Source organism: Thermococcus sp., assembly GCF_026991495.1.
In the GTDB taxonomy this organism is placed as follows: domain Archaea; phylum Methanobacteriota_B; class Thermococci; order Thermococcales; family Thermococcaceae; genus Thermococcus.
On the sequence record NZ_JALXBJ010000066.1, the window covers coordinates 13,995 to 30,500 of the forward strand.

Here is a 16,506-nt window from a genome sequence, read left to right on the forward strand (position 1 = left end):
TTAAAACTTCTGCCGACTTCGAAAGCCTTTTATGGGGTAAAGGGCTCTGGCCTGAAAGGGGAAGAACTTTTAAGCTGGAGGAAGAGGGATGCGCTTCAAACCGAGGCCCTTCACGGAGCCGGTTTCCTTCAGATGCCTCTACTGCCTCGACTGCTGCAGGGGGAGACACGTCTACCTGACCTTAAAGGACATAGAGAGGCTTATGAGAGCCGGGGAAGACCCCGAGGAGTTCCTCACGATCTTCATAGAGGGGGGCAAGGTCCACTTCGTCCTCAGCGTGAGGGAGTGGGATCTCGGCTGCGTCTTCCACGACCCGGAAACCGGAAAGTGCAGGGTTCACGCCGTTAGGCCAGCGATATGCAGGATTTATCCCTTCATGGTCTCTAAGAGACCCCTCGGGGTTGAGGGCGAGAAGCCTTTCAACTACAGGGGTCAAACGCTGTGGCTCTACTACGACGAGAGCTGCCCGGGGGTAAACGCGGAGGAGCCTGAAACGACGATAGCACCGGAGGAGATAGCCGAACTCGGTATCGAGTTCGAGAGGGAGCTTGAGAGAACTGACGTTGACGGCCTATTGGGGCTTCTCAAATAGAGCGCCTCACTTGAGGTACCCTTCGAGCTCTCCCACTGGCCTCAGCTCCGACGAGAGAATCCCCATGGTCTTTTCGTCCACCGCCTCCCCGTCGGCCACAACGATGAGCATCCCCCTGTTCATGGAGGCTATGTCCTTGAGGTTCATTATGAGCTTGAGGACGGCTTTATCCCCGTTTTCGAGTATCAGGTACTCAAGGCAGTCTATAAGAACGACCTTGTCCATGTTGGTCTCCTCAAAGAACCTCCTGATGTTGTCCCACAGGGGTGCAAGCTTCGTGGGCTCGACCGCGTCCTCATGGTTAACCTTAGAGATCCATATCACGGGCACGAGCTTGAGCCCGAGCCTCCTCCTGAATACGTCCGGGGGATCCCTCGTCACGGCGAGGCCAGGGATCCTCTGCCCCTTGGTCAGCTCAATAAAGAGCCTGTAAGCGGTTTCCCTGTCCCCAAAGTAGCCCCCGTAGGAGAACTTTCCGGTTGGTTCAACGGCGATTGGTACTATGGAGTACCTGTTCTTGGCGAAGGGGATGTAGAGCAGAATCGAGGAAATGAAGAGAAAAAACGCCCCAAAGGTTAGGAGAACGGAACGGACCACCGAAAAAGCAGCGTTCCCGTACAGGACGTCCGTCCTCAGGAGAACCCCTATCACCTGGGCGAGGGCCACGAGGATAAAAGCCCCTAAAAGTGAATTGAAGACGCGGATGAAGTACCTGAAGCGGAGGTTCCTCTTGGTGTTCTTCTCCATCAGAAGGAGGAGGGCGACTATCATGAGCGAGAGGATCAAAACTATCAGGTCCCTCACGAAGTAGCCCCTGGAAACTATGTGCATAATTGAAGTTGGCCCCTCAGGTATTAAACCTTTCGCAGGGTTAAGCTTTTAAGTCCCCCACCGAACTTGGGCGGATGGATGGGCTGAGGTACCGAAGGGCATCGGCATGGGAGTACGAGCTGATACTCCGGGAGGCCGAGAAGTACGGCGAGCTGAGACAGGACACCTTCGCCGTCGTTGAGGGCCGCTTTAGAGACGTTTACGCGGTGAACGATAGGGTGTGGAGGGAGATAGAGGGACTTAAGCTCAAGCCCTACGCCTACGGAACCTTCGTGGGCACGATAAAGGTGGACAACCTCATCGAGAAGTTCTATCCCAACGTCGAGTTCTTCTACTTCGTTAATGTTGAGAGGAACTATGCCGTCCTAACTCCAAAGGCGGGCTTCCTCTTCACCACCGGAAAGGACGTCCCGAGGAGCGGCGTGCGCTCTTACAACTGGCGGGGGACGAAGAAACTCGTAATCTACGACGAGAACGGCGTGATCCTCGGCATAGGCAGAATAAACCCGGAAAGCGGGAAAAAGTTCATCCTCAACGTCGCCGACATCGGGGAGCTCCTCAGGAGGAAGCACTGACTTTTCTTACCCGACGTAACCTTTTTAAGGGGTTGGGGGACAGAACTCAATAGTAACGAAAGGTAACTAAAGGAGGTGGCGCTCATGGTCAGGAGGGTTAAGACGGGCATCCCCGGTATGGACGAGATACTCCACGGAGGGATCCCGGAGAGGAACGTCGTTTTGCTCAGCGGTGGCCCCGGCACTGGAAAAACCATCTTCAGCCAGCAATTCCTCTGGAACGGGCTTCATATGGGCGAACCCGGGGTTTACGTGGCCTTGGAGGAGCACCCCGTTCAGGTGAGGGGGAACATGGCCGGGTTCGGCTGGGACGTCAGGAAGTACGAGGATGAAGGACTGTTCGCTATGGTTGATGCCTTCACCGCTGGCATAGGCAAGAGCAAGGAGTACGAGAGGTACATAGTCCACGACCTCACCGACGTCAGGGAGTTCGTAGACGTCCTGAGGACGGCCATCAAGGACATCAACGCCAAGCGCGTTGTCATTGACTCGGTTACAACCCTCTACATCAACAAACCGGCCCTCGCGAGGGGCATAGTTATGCAGCTGAAGAGGGTCTTAGCAGGTCTCGGCGTTACGAGCATCTTCGTCAGCCAGATAAGCGTCGGCGAACGCGGCTTCGGCGGGCCCGGTGTTGAACACGGCGTCGACGGCATAATCCGCCTCGACCTCGATGAGATAGACGGCGAGCTTAAGCGCTCGCTGATAGTCTGGAAGATGCGCGGGACGAGCCACTCCATGAGGAGGCACCCCTTCGAGATAACGGGAGAGGGGATAGTGGTCTACCCGGACAAGGTGCTCAAGAGAAAAGGGGTTGTCGAGCTCTGACAAAACTGAACGGAGGTGGTGGAGATGGTGGAGGTTCCGCTGAACCCGATCGGGAGGGAGGAGGTACACAGGCTCGAAAGCGTGCTCCTCTTCGCGACCTTGTTTAGGCCAGAGGTCATAGAGCTGATAAAGGATCCATCCGAGAGGCTGACATGGGTTGACAGCTTAGCAGTAGCCGCTGGGGCGATAGCCAGGGAGAAGGCCGGCATGACCGTTCCGGAGATAGCGGAGGAGCTTGGAAGGACGGAGGCAACGATAAGGAAGCACCTCAAGGGAGAGACCAAGGCGGGCCAGCTCGTCAGGGAGACCTACGAGCAGATTAAGCAGGGAAAGCTCGACGAGCTCGTTAAAAACATCGAGGTTCTGGCCAAGGGCGGCGAGTTAGTTCCCGCAGAGGAGTGCGAGAAGCTCAGGCGGGAGAAGGAAGAGCTCGAGAAAGAGAAGAGGCAGCTTGAGGCCAAGGTAGAGAACGTCCGCAGGGCCCTCAGGGATCTCCTTGAGAGAATGGGGTAAATCCCCCTATTTCCCATTTCTTCTGAGAGCCTCCTCCCATGTCATTATCATGTGGGTGTACGTGTCGTCGTCCTCGTAGATGCCGCGCTTTATCTCGGAGACGTGGGCGTACTTGGCCTTTATCTTGTCGAGGATGTAGTCAACGGCACCCTCGGGGTCGGCCTTCGTGCCGCAGGTGTAGACGTCTATCGCGGCGTAGCCCCTCTCCGGCCAGGTGTGTATTGAGAGGTGGCTCTCGGCAACGACTACCATACCACTCACACCGGTTGGGGAGAACTTGAAGAAGTGCGTCATCTTGACCTCCATCTTCCCGAGTCTCGCAGCCTCAAGAAATATCTCCCTCAGCCTGTTGGCATCGCCCAAAATGCCGGGATCGCAGCCAGCAGCTTCAACAACGTAGTGGAACCCGATGGTGTCTACCTCCCCCATGGCCCTCACCCCCCTTCTCTCTCCACCATCCCCTTTTAAACTTAAGCCCGCGAGACTGCAACCTGTCCATCCTCAGGGCACCACTAATTTTAAAACCCGATGGCGTTATTATGTCGGTAGACTGAACTGTGAGGAACGTCCTCAAAAGCACAGCGGGGTGTGATCATGGCATCGAAAAAGAAGGCTCAAAACGTCCCCCCCAGGGACATGACGATCGAGAAGCGAAGGAGGAGGCTGTCCTTTCTTATTAAAATGAACTACAGGAAGATGATAGTCTACCCCCTGTTGGTGTTTTTGGCGGCGGCCCTGATACTCGCCGTCCACCCCCCCGGGATGGGGATAGACCTCAAGGGAGGCGTTGTGGTAACGGTTTACCACGTTGACGCAACCCCCGGTTCCCTTGCCAAATACGTCCAGAGCCAGACTGGCTTTCAGGTACGTGGTGAGGGCTTTTCCGATCCAATAACAAGGGTCAGCGGGATAAGGCTGTACGCACCTGCTAACGCCAACATAGACTCCATAATATCGGCAATAAAGGAGAAGTACCCCAACGCGGACATAACCCCGAGGAAGGTAGATCCGACCTTCGGCCGGATAGCCCAGAGGCAGGGGATAAAGGCGGTGATATACGCTTTCTTAGGTATGGCCGTGGTGGTGCTACTGTTCTTCAGAGACCTCGTTCCCTCGGGCACGATAATCTTCTCGGCCTTCTCGGACATGACTATAGCCCTCGCAACGATGGCCCTCCTCGGAATCGACCTGACGACGGCTACCATAGCGGCGCTCCTGATGCTCATAGGTTACACGGTAGACAGCAACATACTCCTTACGACGAGGCTCCTCAGGAGAAAGGAGGACACCATGGAGGACGCCTACCTGAGCGCGGTTTCAACTGGGTTCGCCATGAGCACGACCACACTGGGCGCCCTGACGGTTCTCTGGCTCATCTCGACGTCGCAGGTGATAGACAACATCAGCATCGTCCTCATCTTCGGCCTCTTGGCGGACTTCATGAACACATGGATACTCAACGCGGGTGTGCTGAGGTGGTACCTCTCAGGGAGCCACAGGTTCACAATAAAGCTCGGGAGGGGTAGGTAATGGCTAAGAGGAGAAGGAAGAGCCTCAAAAAGCTCCTCTTGAACTGGAAGGTTCTCCTGCTTATCACCTTCCTTGTCGGCTCACTGGCGGCATTGGCCGCCAACGGGCTAACCTATGGAATAGACATAGGCGGCGGGGTTGCCTTAGTGGCAAAACCAGAGAAGCCCATAAGCGGGGATACAGTCAACGGCATAATAACCTCCCTCCAGAACAGGCTGAACACCTTCGGCGTGAAGGATATAACGATAGAGGCCCAGCACGACCCGGAGACCGGGCAGAGTTTAATAGTGGTCAAAGTTGCCAACGTGACCCTTGAGGAGGCCAAGCAGATAAAGGAGCTGATAGAGAGTCAGGGTGTTCTTTACATGGAGTTCAACGGGGTGATCTTTGCGACTGGAGCGGAGGTGAGCGTCCCCTCCGGACAGTGGGGGCTCGACCCCCAGAAGTGCCCAACCTGCTGGCACGTTGGCTTTACCCTCTCAGGAAAGGCCCAGGAGAACTTCAAGATGGTGGCGAGCGGCAAATTCGGCTGGCCGGTTGATATATTCCTCGACCCACCAACCAACGCACTCATAGTGGTCTCGGGGAGAGCTTACAGAGAGATGAACTCAGCGGATTTCATGGGCAACGTCGCTCAGGGCCCCCTTCCACTTCCCGAGAGGCTGAAAAAGGCCTTCAACGATACGGTGATTCCGTACACCAACCAGAGCGCTGAAGAGATAGTCTCCAACGCGACCAAGCTTGGAAAGGAGGGGGTAGTCTTGGCGGACGTCCCAAAGGGTCTCTACGATGGGGTCAGGGGCATAACCCTAAAGGACGGCTTAAAGCTCCGCGTCTTATACTTCACCCCCAAGCCAAAGGAGAGCATGAAAAACTTCATTACGAGGATTCTAAACCTCTACGGGCCCTACACTCTGGCCTTCGACCCTGCCCTGAAGTCGCCGGAGCTCTTGGAACTGACGGGATCAGCGGCCACGAAGGAAGCGGCTTTAGCGGAGGCGAGGAGGATACACAGCGTCCTCCGGAGCGGCTCTCTGCCCGTAAAGCTTGAGGTTACCGGGTGGAGGGTTCTCGAAAGCACGCAGTCAACCGAGAGTCAAAGCCCATCTAAAACTTCCCCTGGGACAAAAGCCAAAAGTTCAACAGCGGCCACAGCGTCTAAAGCTGGGAAGACCATCTGCGGACCGGGCTTTTTATTGCCATTGGCTTTGGTTGTCCCATTGCTTAAGCGGCGTTAGTTTTTCAGTGTTTTTACTGCCCTCTCATAGTCCCTCTCCGAGTAAAGCACCAGGTAGATTCTCTCAACGCTCTTCGCTTCCCTCTCGAACTCCTCAACAGTTTCCCTGAAAGTTTTAACGACCTCCTCAAGCGGACAGCCGTAGATTCCAGCGCTTATCGCTGGAAATGCTATGCTCCTAGCCCCAAGCTCCTCCGCCTTGCTCAGTGCGCCGAGGATGGCCTTTTTCAGCTTTTCTTTCTTATCCACACCCCAGACCCCACCGCAGTACGGGCCAACGGTGTGGATGACGTACTTAATCCCAAACTTCTCAAGCCTCATCGCTGGAGTTACGACGACCTCCCCGTGCCCCATTGAGTCCTTCCCGAGCTGCTCGCGCATCGCCTCCTTGCTTATCCTGACGTATTCGTGAACGTTTCCCGCTGCGGCTTTGGCTATGGCGTAGGCGACCCCGCCCCCGTGTTCTAAATAGCGGTTCGCCGCGTTCACTATCGCCTCGGCAGAGAAGCGCGTTATGTCCCCGCGGACGATTTCAAACATCCCCACCACCGGAGCCCTTTCTTCCATCCCCCCTTAACTTTAACCATTGGTGATGAACACATTGAGACATTAGAGTTTCCGTTTCGACAAAAATCTATATATAGCAGTTTTTCCATAGGTCTAAATTGGGGCCTTTTCACGTTAAAATAAGGTCTGGAGGTTATGGTTGTGGCGTCAAAGAGGGCAAAGCGAAAGGAACTCCTTGAACTCGCAAGGGAGATAGGCGGGGACGAGGCCGTTGAGGTAGTCAAGGCCTTGGAGAAGAAAAAGGAGACGACGGACGAGGAGCTCGCCGAGATAACAGGCATCAGGATAAACAACGTCCGGAAGATACTCTACGCCCTCTACGACTTGGGTGTCGCGGACTTCCGGAGGATACGGGACAAGGAGACCGGCTGGTATTACTACTACTGGTTCCTTGAAACGAAGAGGCTCGACGAGATAATACGGAGCAGGAAGCTCAAAGAGCTCGAAAAGCTCAGGAAGATGCTCGAGGAGGAGAAGAGCACGACCTACTACTGGTGCGGTACAGCTGGCCATCCGAGGCTTACGTTTGACGAGGCCATGGAGTACGAGTTCCAGTGCCCAATCTGCGGCGGCATACTGATGGAGTACGACAACAGCGAGATAATAGCCGACCTGAAGCGGAGGATCGAGGAGCTTGAGAGGGAACTCGGCATCCGGAAGAAGCCAAAGAAGAAGGGTTCCTCTAAGTCTTCGAAGAAGAGCGCCCTCGCGGCGGCCTGATGAATGGATCTGAACCTCGGGGATGGGAGAATGAGGGAAGTCGTTATTCTTGAGAAGGTTTACGGTGACAGGAGCGGTTTTCACAAGCTGAATAGAAAGCTCAAGGCGCTTGTTGGAGAGCTCGACGTTGAGTGGAAGCTCTCCGCGGTTGAGAAGAACTGGGTTAAGGTCTCCCTGAAGGGGGAAGACGAGGAGGTAGCCGGCAACCTCGTGAGGGATGAGTTCGGGGAGGTTCCCTACAGTCTGAGGGCCATCGGGGAGGGGATGACGTACGAGGGCCGCCTTATCGACCTCGGAAAAGTTGGGTACGGGGTTTACGCTGACGTCGGGGTCTTTAAACCCAGGCCCAAGGACGCCCTTATCCCCCTCCACTACCTTAAAGAGTGCTTCGGCGACATGCCGGTCAGGGAGATGATAGGGAAGTTCGGCTGGGTTGACAACCTGCCCGTCGAGCTCACGGTTTCCTCAGTTCAGTTTGGTGCCAGGGAGATCGAGGCGAGGTTCAGCGATGCACAGCTGAAGAGGATCAGGTCATGGATCAGTGACGGCTACGACAAGCTGTTCATAGCGGGCACAGTCAGCGAGAACGTCGAGAGGGCCCTTATTGAGACGGGTCACGGCAGGGACGTTAGGAGGATGGAAGAGCTCGGACTCATGGAGACCCTCCTCGTTTTGAAGAAGGGAACGCAGGCCCCGGGCATAATCAGAGAGATAGGCCCCCTGATCCGGGGTGCCGTCATAGGGGCGGTTAAATTCTGATGCCCCTTCTCTCCATGTTCCTCGTGTGGTAGAGCGACCTCGACGCGAGGGCGGCGGCGGTCAGGAGGAGGTAGGGAAAAACGGCGGGCTCGAAGGGCGTGGCCACGAGGTAGGCCAGTGAGAGCAGGAGGAGAAAGGGAGTTGGCCCCTTGGTGTTTCTTATGATCTTTTTCATCCCGGACGAGTACCCGGCGAAGGCGTAAGCTAAAACCAGCACGGGGAGGAGGCTTTGAACGAGGGCCGTCTTGGGGGGGACGTGAAGGGCTGTCCTCGGGAGGAGCAGTCCAAGTTTTCCGACGGCTATTATTCCGAGCGTTACGAGAGTTATATACGTCAAATCCCGTCTCTTCCTCGGGAAGGTGAGTACGAAGGCTATGGGGAGGGCGACGTTCCAGGGCTCGGCCACTATCGCTACGACGGTGAAGAAGGAGAGCGCAAGCGTCTGCAGGAATGACTTCACAGGGTTCACTGAGAAGACGAGTGTGGTGCTTATCGCGAGGGAGAGGGCAAAGGCGGTCACCCCGATCGCGAGAGTTGAGGGCTGGTAGAGGGGGTCCCTGAACGCAGGCATCGTGAAGGTCATCCCCACTGTGAGGAAACCGAACTCCCTTGAGTGCCGGGGGGATGCGTAGAAGAGGGCCGTGATGAGGAGAAGGAGGATGTACAGGTGGGTGTAAAAGAGGGTCTCCTTGGATAACGCGATGCCAAAGTTGGAGAGCGAGGAGTTTATGAAGGAGAGGAAGCCGTTAGGTACCCTGGGGGGAGAGTTCGCCACCCAGAGGGAAAGGGCGGAGACGGCCGTGAGGTAGAGAACGTCGGCGTACTCCCCTTTGCTGCCGAGTTCGTAGGTGACCAGCGTTACCGTCGCTATGAGGGCCGCCAAGAATACCAGGGTTCTGGCGGGCGTGAAGGCTATTCCGGCCCCAGCGGAGGAGCCCGCCTGAAAGGAGGGAGCCTCTATCATGGCCACTGTGCTAACGGCTGCCGTTGTTACCAACGCTATCGAAAGGGTTGTCCTGCCCATCTTCCCCACCGGCGATCGGGCTCATGCCGGGCATCTCATTGATAGGCATCGAGAAAAGCCCTTAAGGGGTTTTCGGGTTAATAAACATTAAAGAAAGGAACCTTCATGATTCGGGTTCTTTGGCCTCTTCCTTGGCCTTTAACTCTTCGAGCTTCTCGACGAGTTTTCCGGCGAGTTCCATGAACGCCTTTGCCGCCACGGTGTCCCCGTAGAGAACTATTGGTATTCCAGCGTCGCTGGCTTCCCTGGCCTTCAGGTCGATGGGTATGCCCCCGAGGAACTCGACGCCCTCCTTCTCGGCAAGTTTCTTTCCGCCGCCCTTTCCAAAGACGTCTATCTCGTTCCCGCAGTACGGGCAGATGAGGTAGCTCATGTTCTCTATCACGGCAACGTACGGAACTTCCATCTCCTTCATCATGTTGACCGCTTTGCCGGTGTCGAGGAGGGCAACCTCCTGGGGGGTCGTGACAACTATGGCCGCGTCGAGCTTGACGGTTTGGACCACCGTAAGTATCTCGTCGCCCGTTCCGGGCGGGAAGTCTATTATCATGAAGTCCAGCTCACCCCACTTGACGTCCCCGAGGAGCTGCTTTATGGCCTTCGTTACGAGGGGGCCGCGCCATATCACCGGCTGATCCTCGGACACAAGGAAGCCCATGCTCATTACTTTGATCGGCGTTATCTGCCCCAAGAAGTCGTTCATAGGGGGGATCATCTCGAAGCGTCCGTCCTCCATTCTCTCGGCCAAAACCTCTGCCTTGTCAACCCCGAGCATCTTGGCGACGTTGGGGCCGTGTATGTCCGCGTCCAGAACCCCGACGTGGTTTCCCATCTTTGCCAGGGCGGCCGCGAGGTTGACCGCGACCGTGCTCTTTCCGACGCCTCCCTTGCCGCTCAGGACCGCTATCTTGTACTTCCACTTCTCCTGTTTGGCCTTTATCCTCTCCTCAAGCGGGTCCGTGCCGAGCCCGCTGATGTTAACGGTGGGTGTTTTTATCGCCATTTTATCACCACCCAAAATAGGTGCCCCATGCTTAAAAGTCTTATCCAGGAAGCGGTATTAGGGGACATATTTGGGTATTGAAGCTAGAACCGCCTGGTGGGCCCGCGGGGATTCGAACCCCGGACCTCCACCTCGTAAGGGTGGCGTCATGACCGTCTAGACCACGGGCCCGCTAAGTTTTGGAAGGCCTGTGGAGATATAAAGGTTTCGCCGGCCCCTAAGCCCGTTCAAGCACCTCCTCGGGGGCGCCGGCGAACTCGACCAGGTACTCCGCCTCGACTATGTGGAGCCTTCCCGGGACTATGAGGACGTGCGGCTGTCCCCCGAAGTCCTCCCCAATCATCTCCCCCACGTAGCCTGCCCTGAGCGTTGGCCTCAGCGATCCCGCCCTCGCGAGAACCACCACGAGGGTCTCGGGCGTGAAGATTCCCGCCCCTTTCACCCCCTCGACCTTTAGGAGCAGTTCCATAGCCTCGTTGGCGGTCATGTATCGCTTTTCCCGGGCTTTTATGTCAAGGAACAGGAGAGTGTGGAGGCCCCGCTCCAAGTTTTCCCTTATCACGTCGTAGTAGCTCGTTGGAAACCAGTTGCCCTCGGGGTACGCAACGGTGGCGCTCTTCCCGAACTTGTATATCTGGAGCCCGGTTACTCCAACGGCCGAGTAGATGCTGGGGGCGTGTATGACGTAGCTCTCGACGCCCGCTTTTTTGGCCCTTATCCTCAGGTCTGCGTGGGTCGTCGCGACCATGGGGTCGCCCGCGGTGAGGAAGGCCACCTCCTTTTCTCGGGCCTCTGGGAGAACCACCTTCTCGAAGTTAAGCTCAACGTCTTCCCTGCTGAGCCTTCTTACCGGTTTCCCTATGAGCTCCTCTATTTTCTCTATTGTAGTCCCGGCCAGGAGGGACGTGTAGAACTCGGCGAAGACCCTGTCGCACCTTCTAACTGCTTCAAGCCCCTTGAGGGTTATATCCTTTTCATCGTGGAGGCCGAGGCCTATGAAGTAGAGGGCCATAGCACCACCTGAGCCCGTTGGAAAAGGCCTTTAAAAATTCTCGGGAACTGCCCCCCTAAGGGAGACTTTCAAAAGAAAATAGGGGGCTCAGACTATCAGGGAGACGAGATCCCAGATGGCCTTCTCCGGGTCCTTGGCCTTCGTAACGCCGCTCGCGAGAAGAACGCCAACGCTTCCCAACTCAAGGGCCTTCTTCACGTCCTCACCGGTGCTTATGCCTGCCCCCGTGAGCACTTTAACGTCTGGGTTCACCCTCTTGACGAGCTCTACCGTATCGGTTATCACCTCAGGCTTTGCCTTGCTGACCGGGATCCCAGTTCCGATGAGCTCAGGAGGTTCCACGGCGACGTAATCCGGGTTGAGGGCGGCTACGGCGGCGCTGACGGCCGGGTTGTTGGAGCAGACCATCGTCATGAGACCTACCTCCTCAGCGCGCCTTATCGCAGCTTCAAGGTTCGCCAGGACCATCCTGTTCTCGGAGTGGTTGAGAAGCGTTCCAACGGCACCGGCCTCTTTAACGGCCTCCGGGAGGACGTGTCCGGTGTGGCTTCCAGGCGTTACCGGGTCTACGTGCTGGGCGAAAACTGGTATCTCGACGTTTTCCGCTATCATCCTTAGGTCAACGGCCTGGGGGGCCACCATTATCGTTATCCCCGTCTCCTTCCAGACCTTCTCGGCTGCCTTGGCTATCCTGAGGGCCCCCTTTCCAGTGGCCTGGGCGTAGGTCTTGAAGTTTATCGCTATTATCGGCTCCTTCATCTTCCCCATGGGTATCACCACTGGTGTTAGGTGCCTTCCCCTATAAACATCTTTTGGAACCTCCCGGATTCTGAGTATAAATCGTAATCACCTACACAAAAGCATTAAGTATCGTTCCGCCGTTATCCAAAGGGGAGGTGTACGGATGAGCAAGGTACTCGCGGCAATGATGGTTGTAGTGGTGGCACTCCTTGCATACGCAATCGAGACCGCCCAGATACCCCCTGCCAGTCTGAGCTACCACGAGGTCTTCTACATAAACAACCAGTCCTCGGTTTTCGTTGAGAAAGATGGTTGGGGGCTCTTTGAGATGGACATCAAACCCAAGGTCAAGGGGTTCGAGCTTACCATCGACTTTCCCCAGGGGAGCTCCTACCTCGTGGAGTTCAACGGGAAGCAGTACAGCGGCACCGGCAGCTTCAAGCTCACGGTCTCCTCGGCGGGAACTATGTACATCCACTTCCGCGTTCCAAATGCCCTCGTGAACGAGCTCTACCACAAGAAGGGGACGGCCGAGATCAGGGTCAACCTTGAGAAAATGCCCTTCTGGAGGGATCACTACACCCTTCACCTCGTTCCGAGGAAGTCGGACTGAGGGCGGCCATCTCCTTTTCAACTTCCTCGGGAGAGAGGATCTTTATGGCCAAATTGAGCTCCCCGGCGTATTTTAGGATCCAGCCGGCTTTGGAGCTTCCAAAGGGTGTCACGACCCAGAGCTTGGGAAAGCCGGCCCTATGAGCTTTCACAACGTCGTAGAGGAGCCTCTGAGGAAACCATTTGAAAGATGCCTCAAGCTCGATGGCGAGGAGCTTTTCTTCTCCGTCGAGGATCGCCACGTCTATCCTCGTCCCGTCCGGCGTTCTGTACTCGGCAACGGCCTTTAGGCCGAGTTCTCCCGCCAGAGAGATGATTTCCCGCGTTAGGCTTTTGACCTTGATTTTAAACACCTCCGCAGAGCCACAGGAAGGCCCCAACACCCATGTCTTCAAGTCTGCTGAATGCGCTCCAGAATGCGAAACAATCCCCAATGGCCCTTATGTAAACGCTGACTTTGCCTGATATGGGGCATTCTAAGAGTTTCTCCCCCACGGGATCCAATACTGCCCCGGCTGTCCGAATAAACTTCCCAACTAGGCATGGGTTGTCAACGTCTCTGAGGGTCATATCGAATACCTCGTAACCCCCGGAGGATCCTGAATATTTCAAAAGAACGTACCTGCCATCGAGAACATCAGAATAGACCATCTCCTTGAGGCAACGCACTGTGTTCGGGTCGTTTGCATAAATGCGCAGTTCAACATCTACCATGGAATCTCCCCGGGGAAATAAAAAGAGGCTCAGCCGAGCCTCCTCTTCACCTCTTCAATGGCTTCCTCCGCTTTCAGCGGGTTCTTTATTCTTCCCTGCGCTAACTCCCTCCTTCCGCCACCGCCGCCGCCTGCAACAGAGGTTATCACCTTCGCCAGCTCTCCCGCTTTGAGGTCAAGGCCATCGCCAACGGCAACGACGAAGTGCCCTTCCCTCGTGATCAGAACCACAACGCGCTTTTCCTTCCTTAACCTGTTCGCCGCCTCGCGGAGGTCGTCGGGGCTGCCTTCAACGACCCTGCCGATGAACTCCACCCCGGTGATCCTCTCGACCTCGTTCTCAAGCTCGTAGACGAGGAGCTTTGCAAGTTCCTTCCTCAGCTTCTCGGCCTCTTTCTTAGCCTGCTTCCACTCGTTGAAGAACCGCTCCGCCGTCTCTGGAACTTTCTCTGGCGGAACGCGGAAGACCCCTGCCGTCTTTTTGAGGAGCTTTTCCGTCTCCTGCATCCAGTTTATAGCAGCTTCTCCAGCGGCGAAGATTATGCGCTCAACGCCGTCCTGTATGCGCTCGGTGCGGAGGATCTTTATCGGCCCGATTAAGCCTGTGTTTGGTAAGTGCGTCCCACCGCAGGCCTGAACGTCCCAGTCCTCTATTTTCAGCACGCGAATAACCCTTCCCGGGACAACTCCGCCCTGGTAAAGCCTGAAGCCGTACCTCATCTCCGCTTCCGTCCTTGGTAGCCACTCCCACGTTACCCTCCTGTTCTCCATGACGACGCGGTTAGCTAAGCGTTCAATCTCCCTCAGCTCCTCCTCGCTTACCCTCTTGTAGTGGCTTATGTCGAGCCTCGCCCAGTCTGTGCTGAGCTGTGAACCTGCCTGCCAGACGTGCTTTCCTAAAACGCGGACGAGGGCACCCATGAGGACGTGGGTTCCGGTGTGGTGGCGCATGTGCTGGATCCTCCTGCCCCAGTTAAGCTTTCCGTGAACCTTCGCGCCGGCTTTGAAGGGCTCTGGCCTCTCGACTCTGTGGAGGATGACCTTCCCGACCTTCTGGACGTTGGTTACTTTAACTTCCTCGCCGTTGAGGATCAAAACACCCGTGTCGTAGGGCTGCCCACCGCCTTCCGGATAGAACGCCGTCTGATCGAGCACGACCCAGCCGTCTATGACCTTGAGTACCTCGGCGTCGAACTCCCTCATGAAGGGGTCTTCGTAGTAGAGCGTTCTCGTGTCGGGTAAATCCTTAACCAGCTCGAAGTCAACGACGTACTTTCCGGCCTCCTCCCTCTCCTTTTCGGCCTCCTTCGCAACGATGGTGTAGAAGTTGTCGGGGATCTCGACCTTTACTCCCTCTTTCTGCGCCACTTCCGCCACTATCTCCGGCGTCAGTCCGTGGCTCTCGTAGAATAGGATGAGCTTGTCCAGCGGGAGTTCGTTAAGCCCTTTCTTCTTTAGCTTCGCTATCTCGCGCTTCACGAGGTCGCTTCCGCGCTTGAGGGTCTCCTGGTAGCGCTTCTCCTCGACGTTGATTATGTCGAGGATTACACCCTCCATCTCCTTGAACTCGGGGTAGGTCGGTGAGAGCTCCTTTATGTGCATGGCGACGATCTCGGCGAGCGGCATCTCAAGGCCGAGCTCTCTAAGATGTCTTATGCTCTTCCTTATCAACAAACGCGCCAGATATCCGGCCTTGACGTTGGACGGGATAACACCATCGGCGAGCATGAAGGTCAGAGCTTTAGTGTGGTCCGCTATCGCGTAGATGAGCTCGTACGGTCTGACGGCTTTTTCGAGCTCCTCAACGGTTATGCCCACCTTGCCGGCGACCTGCTCGCGGAGGTAGCGCAGGTCACCCATGTCCTCGATGTCGAACATTCCAGCTAAGCGGGAGTTCTCCATCAGGATTTTCTCGTCTATCCTCTCTATTCCGGCGAGCTTTTTGAGCGGCTCGACTACGTAGCCTAAGACAGCGTCGTAAGCTGTGGGCGTTCCGTGGCTCATCCACACCAAACGCTCAAGCCCGTAGCCGGTGTCAACAACGCGCGTCTCCATCGGGACGTAGAAGTCGCCCTTTATCTCGACCACCTGGCTTGGGTCGGCGTTTTTCGGCGCTTTCTTGTACTGCATGAAGACGAGGGTAGCAACTTCCAGACCGCGGTAGAGCACCTCGAAGGCCGGTCCAGCGTTCCCACCGCCTGCCCACGGGTTCTCCTTGAAGGTTATGTCCTCGGCCTTCATTCCGAGTTCCTTGGTGAAGAACTCGAAAGCTAATTCAACGGTCTCGTCCATCCAGTAAATCGGCTTGCCCGGGTAGTTGAAGGCATGATGCGCCATCATCTCGAATATCGTGAAGTGTCTGCCGGTTATTCCGACGTTGTCTATGTCAGTGAAGCGGATCGACGGCTGACTTATGGTGAGCGGGTTCGCCGGTGGATCGGCCTCGCCGCTTATGACCCAGGGCTGGAAGTCCATTATTGAAGCCCCTACGAGGAGAACATCGTCGCGCCAGCGGGGCAGGACAGGATAGCGTTTAACGCGGCCGTGGCCGTGCCTTTCAAAGAACCCCAAAAAGGCCTCGCGCATCTCGTCGAGCGTGTACTTCCTCGGTATCCCGGGCTTTCCTATGAACCCGTACTCGTCGCACGGCGGGTCGCCGCAGGTCTCCCTGTCCGGATCGAGCGTCCAGAAGAACTTCCCGCACTTGGGGCACTGCTTTCTCATCCATCCCTCTTCCTTAAACATCCTCGTGGTCATGTCCATGCCCATAATCCTCACCCCTTCGGCTAAACCTAAGAGAAGGGAAGGCCTAATTAAGGTTTTTCCCCGGCCTGCTTGGGGCCCGTGCCAGGCCGCATTTCATTCTTCTTAGTTTCTCCTTCTCCGATTTCATTGCCTTCTATTATCACAAAGGGGAACTTTGCTTTCTTTAGAAAATCCATTATGGCCTTCTCCCTCCGTTCAAGAACCTCTACCCTGTGCCTGAGGCTTGTGTTCTCTATGCTCAGGCTCGTGACCTCTTCAGTTTTCCTCCTCAGCTGAAGCCTCAGCTCGGTTATCTCGTCCTCAAGTTCCATTACCGAGCGTTCGAGCCTCGCTATCTCCTCGATGTACTCCCGGCACAGCCTCTCCCTTATCATACCGGTCAGCCCCGCGAAACCTCCTCACCCATCAGGGGGCTCCAGACTCATCATCCCAGCCCTTTCAACTTACCCCTTAACAGTTATAACGTTTTAGATGTGCTGGACG

General features: G+C 56.1%; 20 protein-coding genes and 1 tRNA gene. 9 read left to right on the forward strand and 12 right to left on the reverse strand.

Going from position 1 to position 16,506, the window contains the following annotated elements:
- Positions 1-88 precede the first annotated feature (88 nt).
- Positions 89-592, forward strand: a complete 504-nt coding sequence (locus tag MVB78_RS07990; RefSeq protein ID WP_297490105.1) for a YkgJ family cysteine cluster protein — start codon at positions 89-91, stop codon at positions 590-592.
- 6 nt (positions 593-598) lie between these two features.
- On the opposite strand, the gene MVB78_RS07995 is transcribed toward MVB78_RS07990, so the two are convergent.
- On the reverse strand, positions 599-1,423 hold the full coding sequence (locus tag MVB78_RS07995) for a DUF835 domain-containing protein (protein ID WP_297490107.1): 825 nt from the start codon (positions 1,421-1,423) through the stop codon (positions 599-601).
- 74 nt (positions 1,424-1,497) lie between these two features.
- Here MVB78_RS07995 and MVB78_RS08000 point away from each other — a divergent pair, with 74 nt between their 5' ends.
- The 3 genes from MVB78_RS08000 (at position 1,498) to MVB78_RS08010 (ending at position 3,339) form a co-directional block, all read left to right on the forward strand.
- Positions 1,498-1,998 (forward strand): hypothetical protein, encoded by a 501-nt coding sequence (locus MVB78_RS08000; RefSeq protein WP_297490109.1) that lies wholly within the window; start codon positions 1,498-1,500, stop codon positions 1,996-1,998.
- An 84-nt stretch (positions 1,999-2,082) separates the two neighbouring features.
- A complete protein-coding gene (locus tag MVB78_RS08005) occupies positions 2,083-2,826 on the forward strand; it encodes a KaiC domain-containing protein (RefSeq protein WP_297490111.1) in 744 nt (247 codons plus the stop codon).
- Between the two features lie 24 nt (positions 2,827-2,850).
- Positions 2,851-3,339 carry a hypothetical protein gene (locus tag MVB78_RS08010; protein WP_297490164.1) on the forward strand — a complete coding sequence of 163 codons (489 nt, stop codon included), beginning with the start codon at positions 2,851-2,853 and terminating at the stop codon, positions 3,337-3,339.
- A 6-nt stretch (positions 3,340-3,345) separates the two neighbouring features.
- Here the strand turns inward: MVB78_RS08010 and speD are convergent, their stop codons facing one another.
- Positions 3,346-3,768, reverse strand: coding sequence for an adenosylmethionine decarboxylase (speD, locus tag MVB78_RS08015; RefSeq protein WP_297490166.1), 423 nt, complete (start codon positions 3,766-3,768; stop codon positions 3,346-3,348).
- A gap of 165 nt (positions 3,769-3,933) precedes the next feature.
- Between speD and MVB78_RS08020 the strand changes: the two genes are divergently transcribed.
- Together MVB78_RS08020 and MVB78_RS08025 are read left to right on the forward strand one after the other, a co-directional pair.
- A complete protein-coding gene (locus tag MVB78_RS08020; RefSeq protein WP_297490113.1) occupies positions 3,934-4,869 on the forward strand; it encodes a protein translocase subunit SecF in 936 nt (311 codons plus the stop codon).
- The gene (locus MVB78_RS08025; RefSeq protein ID WP_297490115.1) at positions 4,869-6,107 is read left to right on the forward strand and encodes a preprotein translocase subunit SecD; all 1,239 of its coding nucleotides are present in this window, start codon (positions 4,869-4,871) and stop codon (positions 6,105-6,107) included. The genes MVB78_RS08020 and MVB78_RS08025 overlap by 1 nt, the downstream gene beginning before the upstream one ends.
- On the opposite strand, the gene MVB78_RS08030 is transcribed toward MVB78_RS08025, so the two are convergent.
- On the reverse strand, positions 6,104-6,646 hold the full coding sequence (locus MVB78_RS08030) for a [protein ADP-ribosylglutamate] hydrolase (protein ID WP_297490168.1): 543 nt from the start codon (positions 6,644-6,646) through the stop codon (positions 6,104-6,106). The genes MVB78_RS08025 and MVB78_RS08030 overlap by 4 nt on opposite strands.
- A 162-nt stretch (positions 6,647-6,808) precedes the next feature.
- On the opposite strand from MVB78_RS08030, the gene tfe reads away from it, so the two are divergent.
- Both tfe and MVB78_RS08040 read left to right on the forward strand, forming a co-directional pair.
- Positions 6,809-7,393, forward strand: a complete 585-nt coding sequence (gene tfe, locus MVB78_RS08035) for a transcription factor E (protein WP_297490117.1) — start codon at positions 6,809-6,811, stop codon at positions 7,391-7,393.
- A gap of 30 nt (positions 7,394-7,423) precedes the next feature.
- Complete coding sequence (locus MVB78_RS08040) at positions 7,424-8,152, forward strand: DUF2110 family protein (protein WP_297490119.1); 729 nt, start codon at positions 7,424-7,426, stop codon at positions 8,150-8,152.
- Here MVB78_RS08040 and MVB78_RS08045 read toward each other — a convergent pair.
- From MVB78_RS08045 to tpiA, 5 genes are all read right to left on the reverse strand, one after another.
- Positions 8,142-9,176, reverse strand: a complete 1,035-nt coding sequence (locus MVB78_RS08045) for a hypothetical protein (RefSeq protein ID WP_297490121.1) — start codon at positions 9,174-9,176, stop codon at positions 8,142-8,144. The genes MVB78_RS08040 and MVB78_RS08045 overlap by 11 nt on opposite strands.
- Positions 9,177-9,279: 103 nt before the next feature.
- Positions 9,280-10,179: an Mrp/NBP35 family ATP-binding protein gene (locus MVB78_RS08050; RefSeq protein ID WP_297490123.1), complete on the reverse strand. Its 900-nt coding sequence runs from the start codon at positions 10,177-10,179 to the stop codon at positions 9,280-9,282.
- 94 nt (positions 10,180-10,273) lie between these two features.
- A tRNA-Val gene (locus MVB78_RS08055) sits at positions 10,274-10,350 on the reverse strand.
- A 46-nt stretch (positions 10,351-10,396) separates the two neighbouring features.
- Entirely contained in the window at positions 10,397-11,191 is a 795-nt protein-coding gene (gene dph5 / locus MVB78_RS08060; protein ID WP_297490125.1) for a diphthine synthase, read from the reverse strand.
- Positions 11,192-11,278: 87 nt separating this feature from the next.
- Positions 11,279-11,959, reverse strand: a complete 681-nt coding sequence (tpiA, locus tag MVB78_RS08065; RefSeq protein WP_297490170.1) for a triose-phosphate isomerase — start codon at positions 11,957-11,959, stop codon at positions 11,279-11,281.
- Between the two features lie 136 nt (positions 11,960-12,095).
- Here tpiA and MVB78_RS08070 point away from each other — a divergent pair, with 136 nt between their 5' ends.
- Entirely contained in the window at positions 12,096-12,545 is a 450-nt protein-coding gene (locus tag MVB78_RS08070) for a hypothetical protein (RefSeq protein ID WP_297490126.1), read from the forward strand.
- On the opposite strand, the gene MVB78_RS08075 is transcribed toward MVB78_RS08070, so the two are convergent.
- The 4 genes from MVB78_RS08075 to MVB78_RS08090 are packed head-to-tail and all read right to left on the reverse strand — an operon-like array spanning position 12,475 to position 16,397.
- Positions 12,475-12,897: a hypothetical protein gene (locus tag MVB78_RS08075; RefSeq protein WP_297490128.1), complete on the reverse strand. Its 423-nt coding sequence runs from the start codon at positions 12,895-12,897 to the stop codon at positions 12,475-12,477. The genes MVB78_RS08070 and MVB78_RS08075 overlap by 71 nt on opposite strands.
- Complete coding sequence (locus MVB78_RS08080; protein ID WP_297490130.1) at positions 12,890-13,258, reverse strand: hypothetical protein; 369 nt, start codon at positions 13,256-13,258, stop codon at positions 12,890-12,892. Before MVB78_RS08080 ends, MVB78_RS08075 begins: the two co-directional genes overlap by 8 nt.
- 29 nt (positions 13,259-13,287) lie before the next feature.
- Complete coding sequence (alaS, locus tag MVB78_RS08085; RefSeq protein WP_297490132.1) at positions 13,288-16,026, reverse strand: alanine--tRNA ligase; 2,739 nt, start codon at positions 16,024-16,026, stop codon at positions 13,288-13,290.
- 44 nt (positions 16,027-16,070) lie between these two features.
- Positions 16,071-16,397, reverse strand: a complete 327-nt coding sequence (locus MVB78_RS08090) for a hypothetical protein (RefSeq protein ID WP_297490134.1) — start codon at positions 16,395-16,397, stop codon at positions 16,071-16,073.
- Between the last annotated feature and the right edge of the window lie 109 nt (positions 16,398-16,506).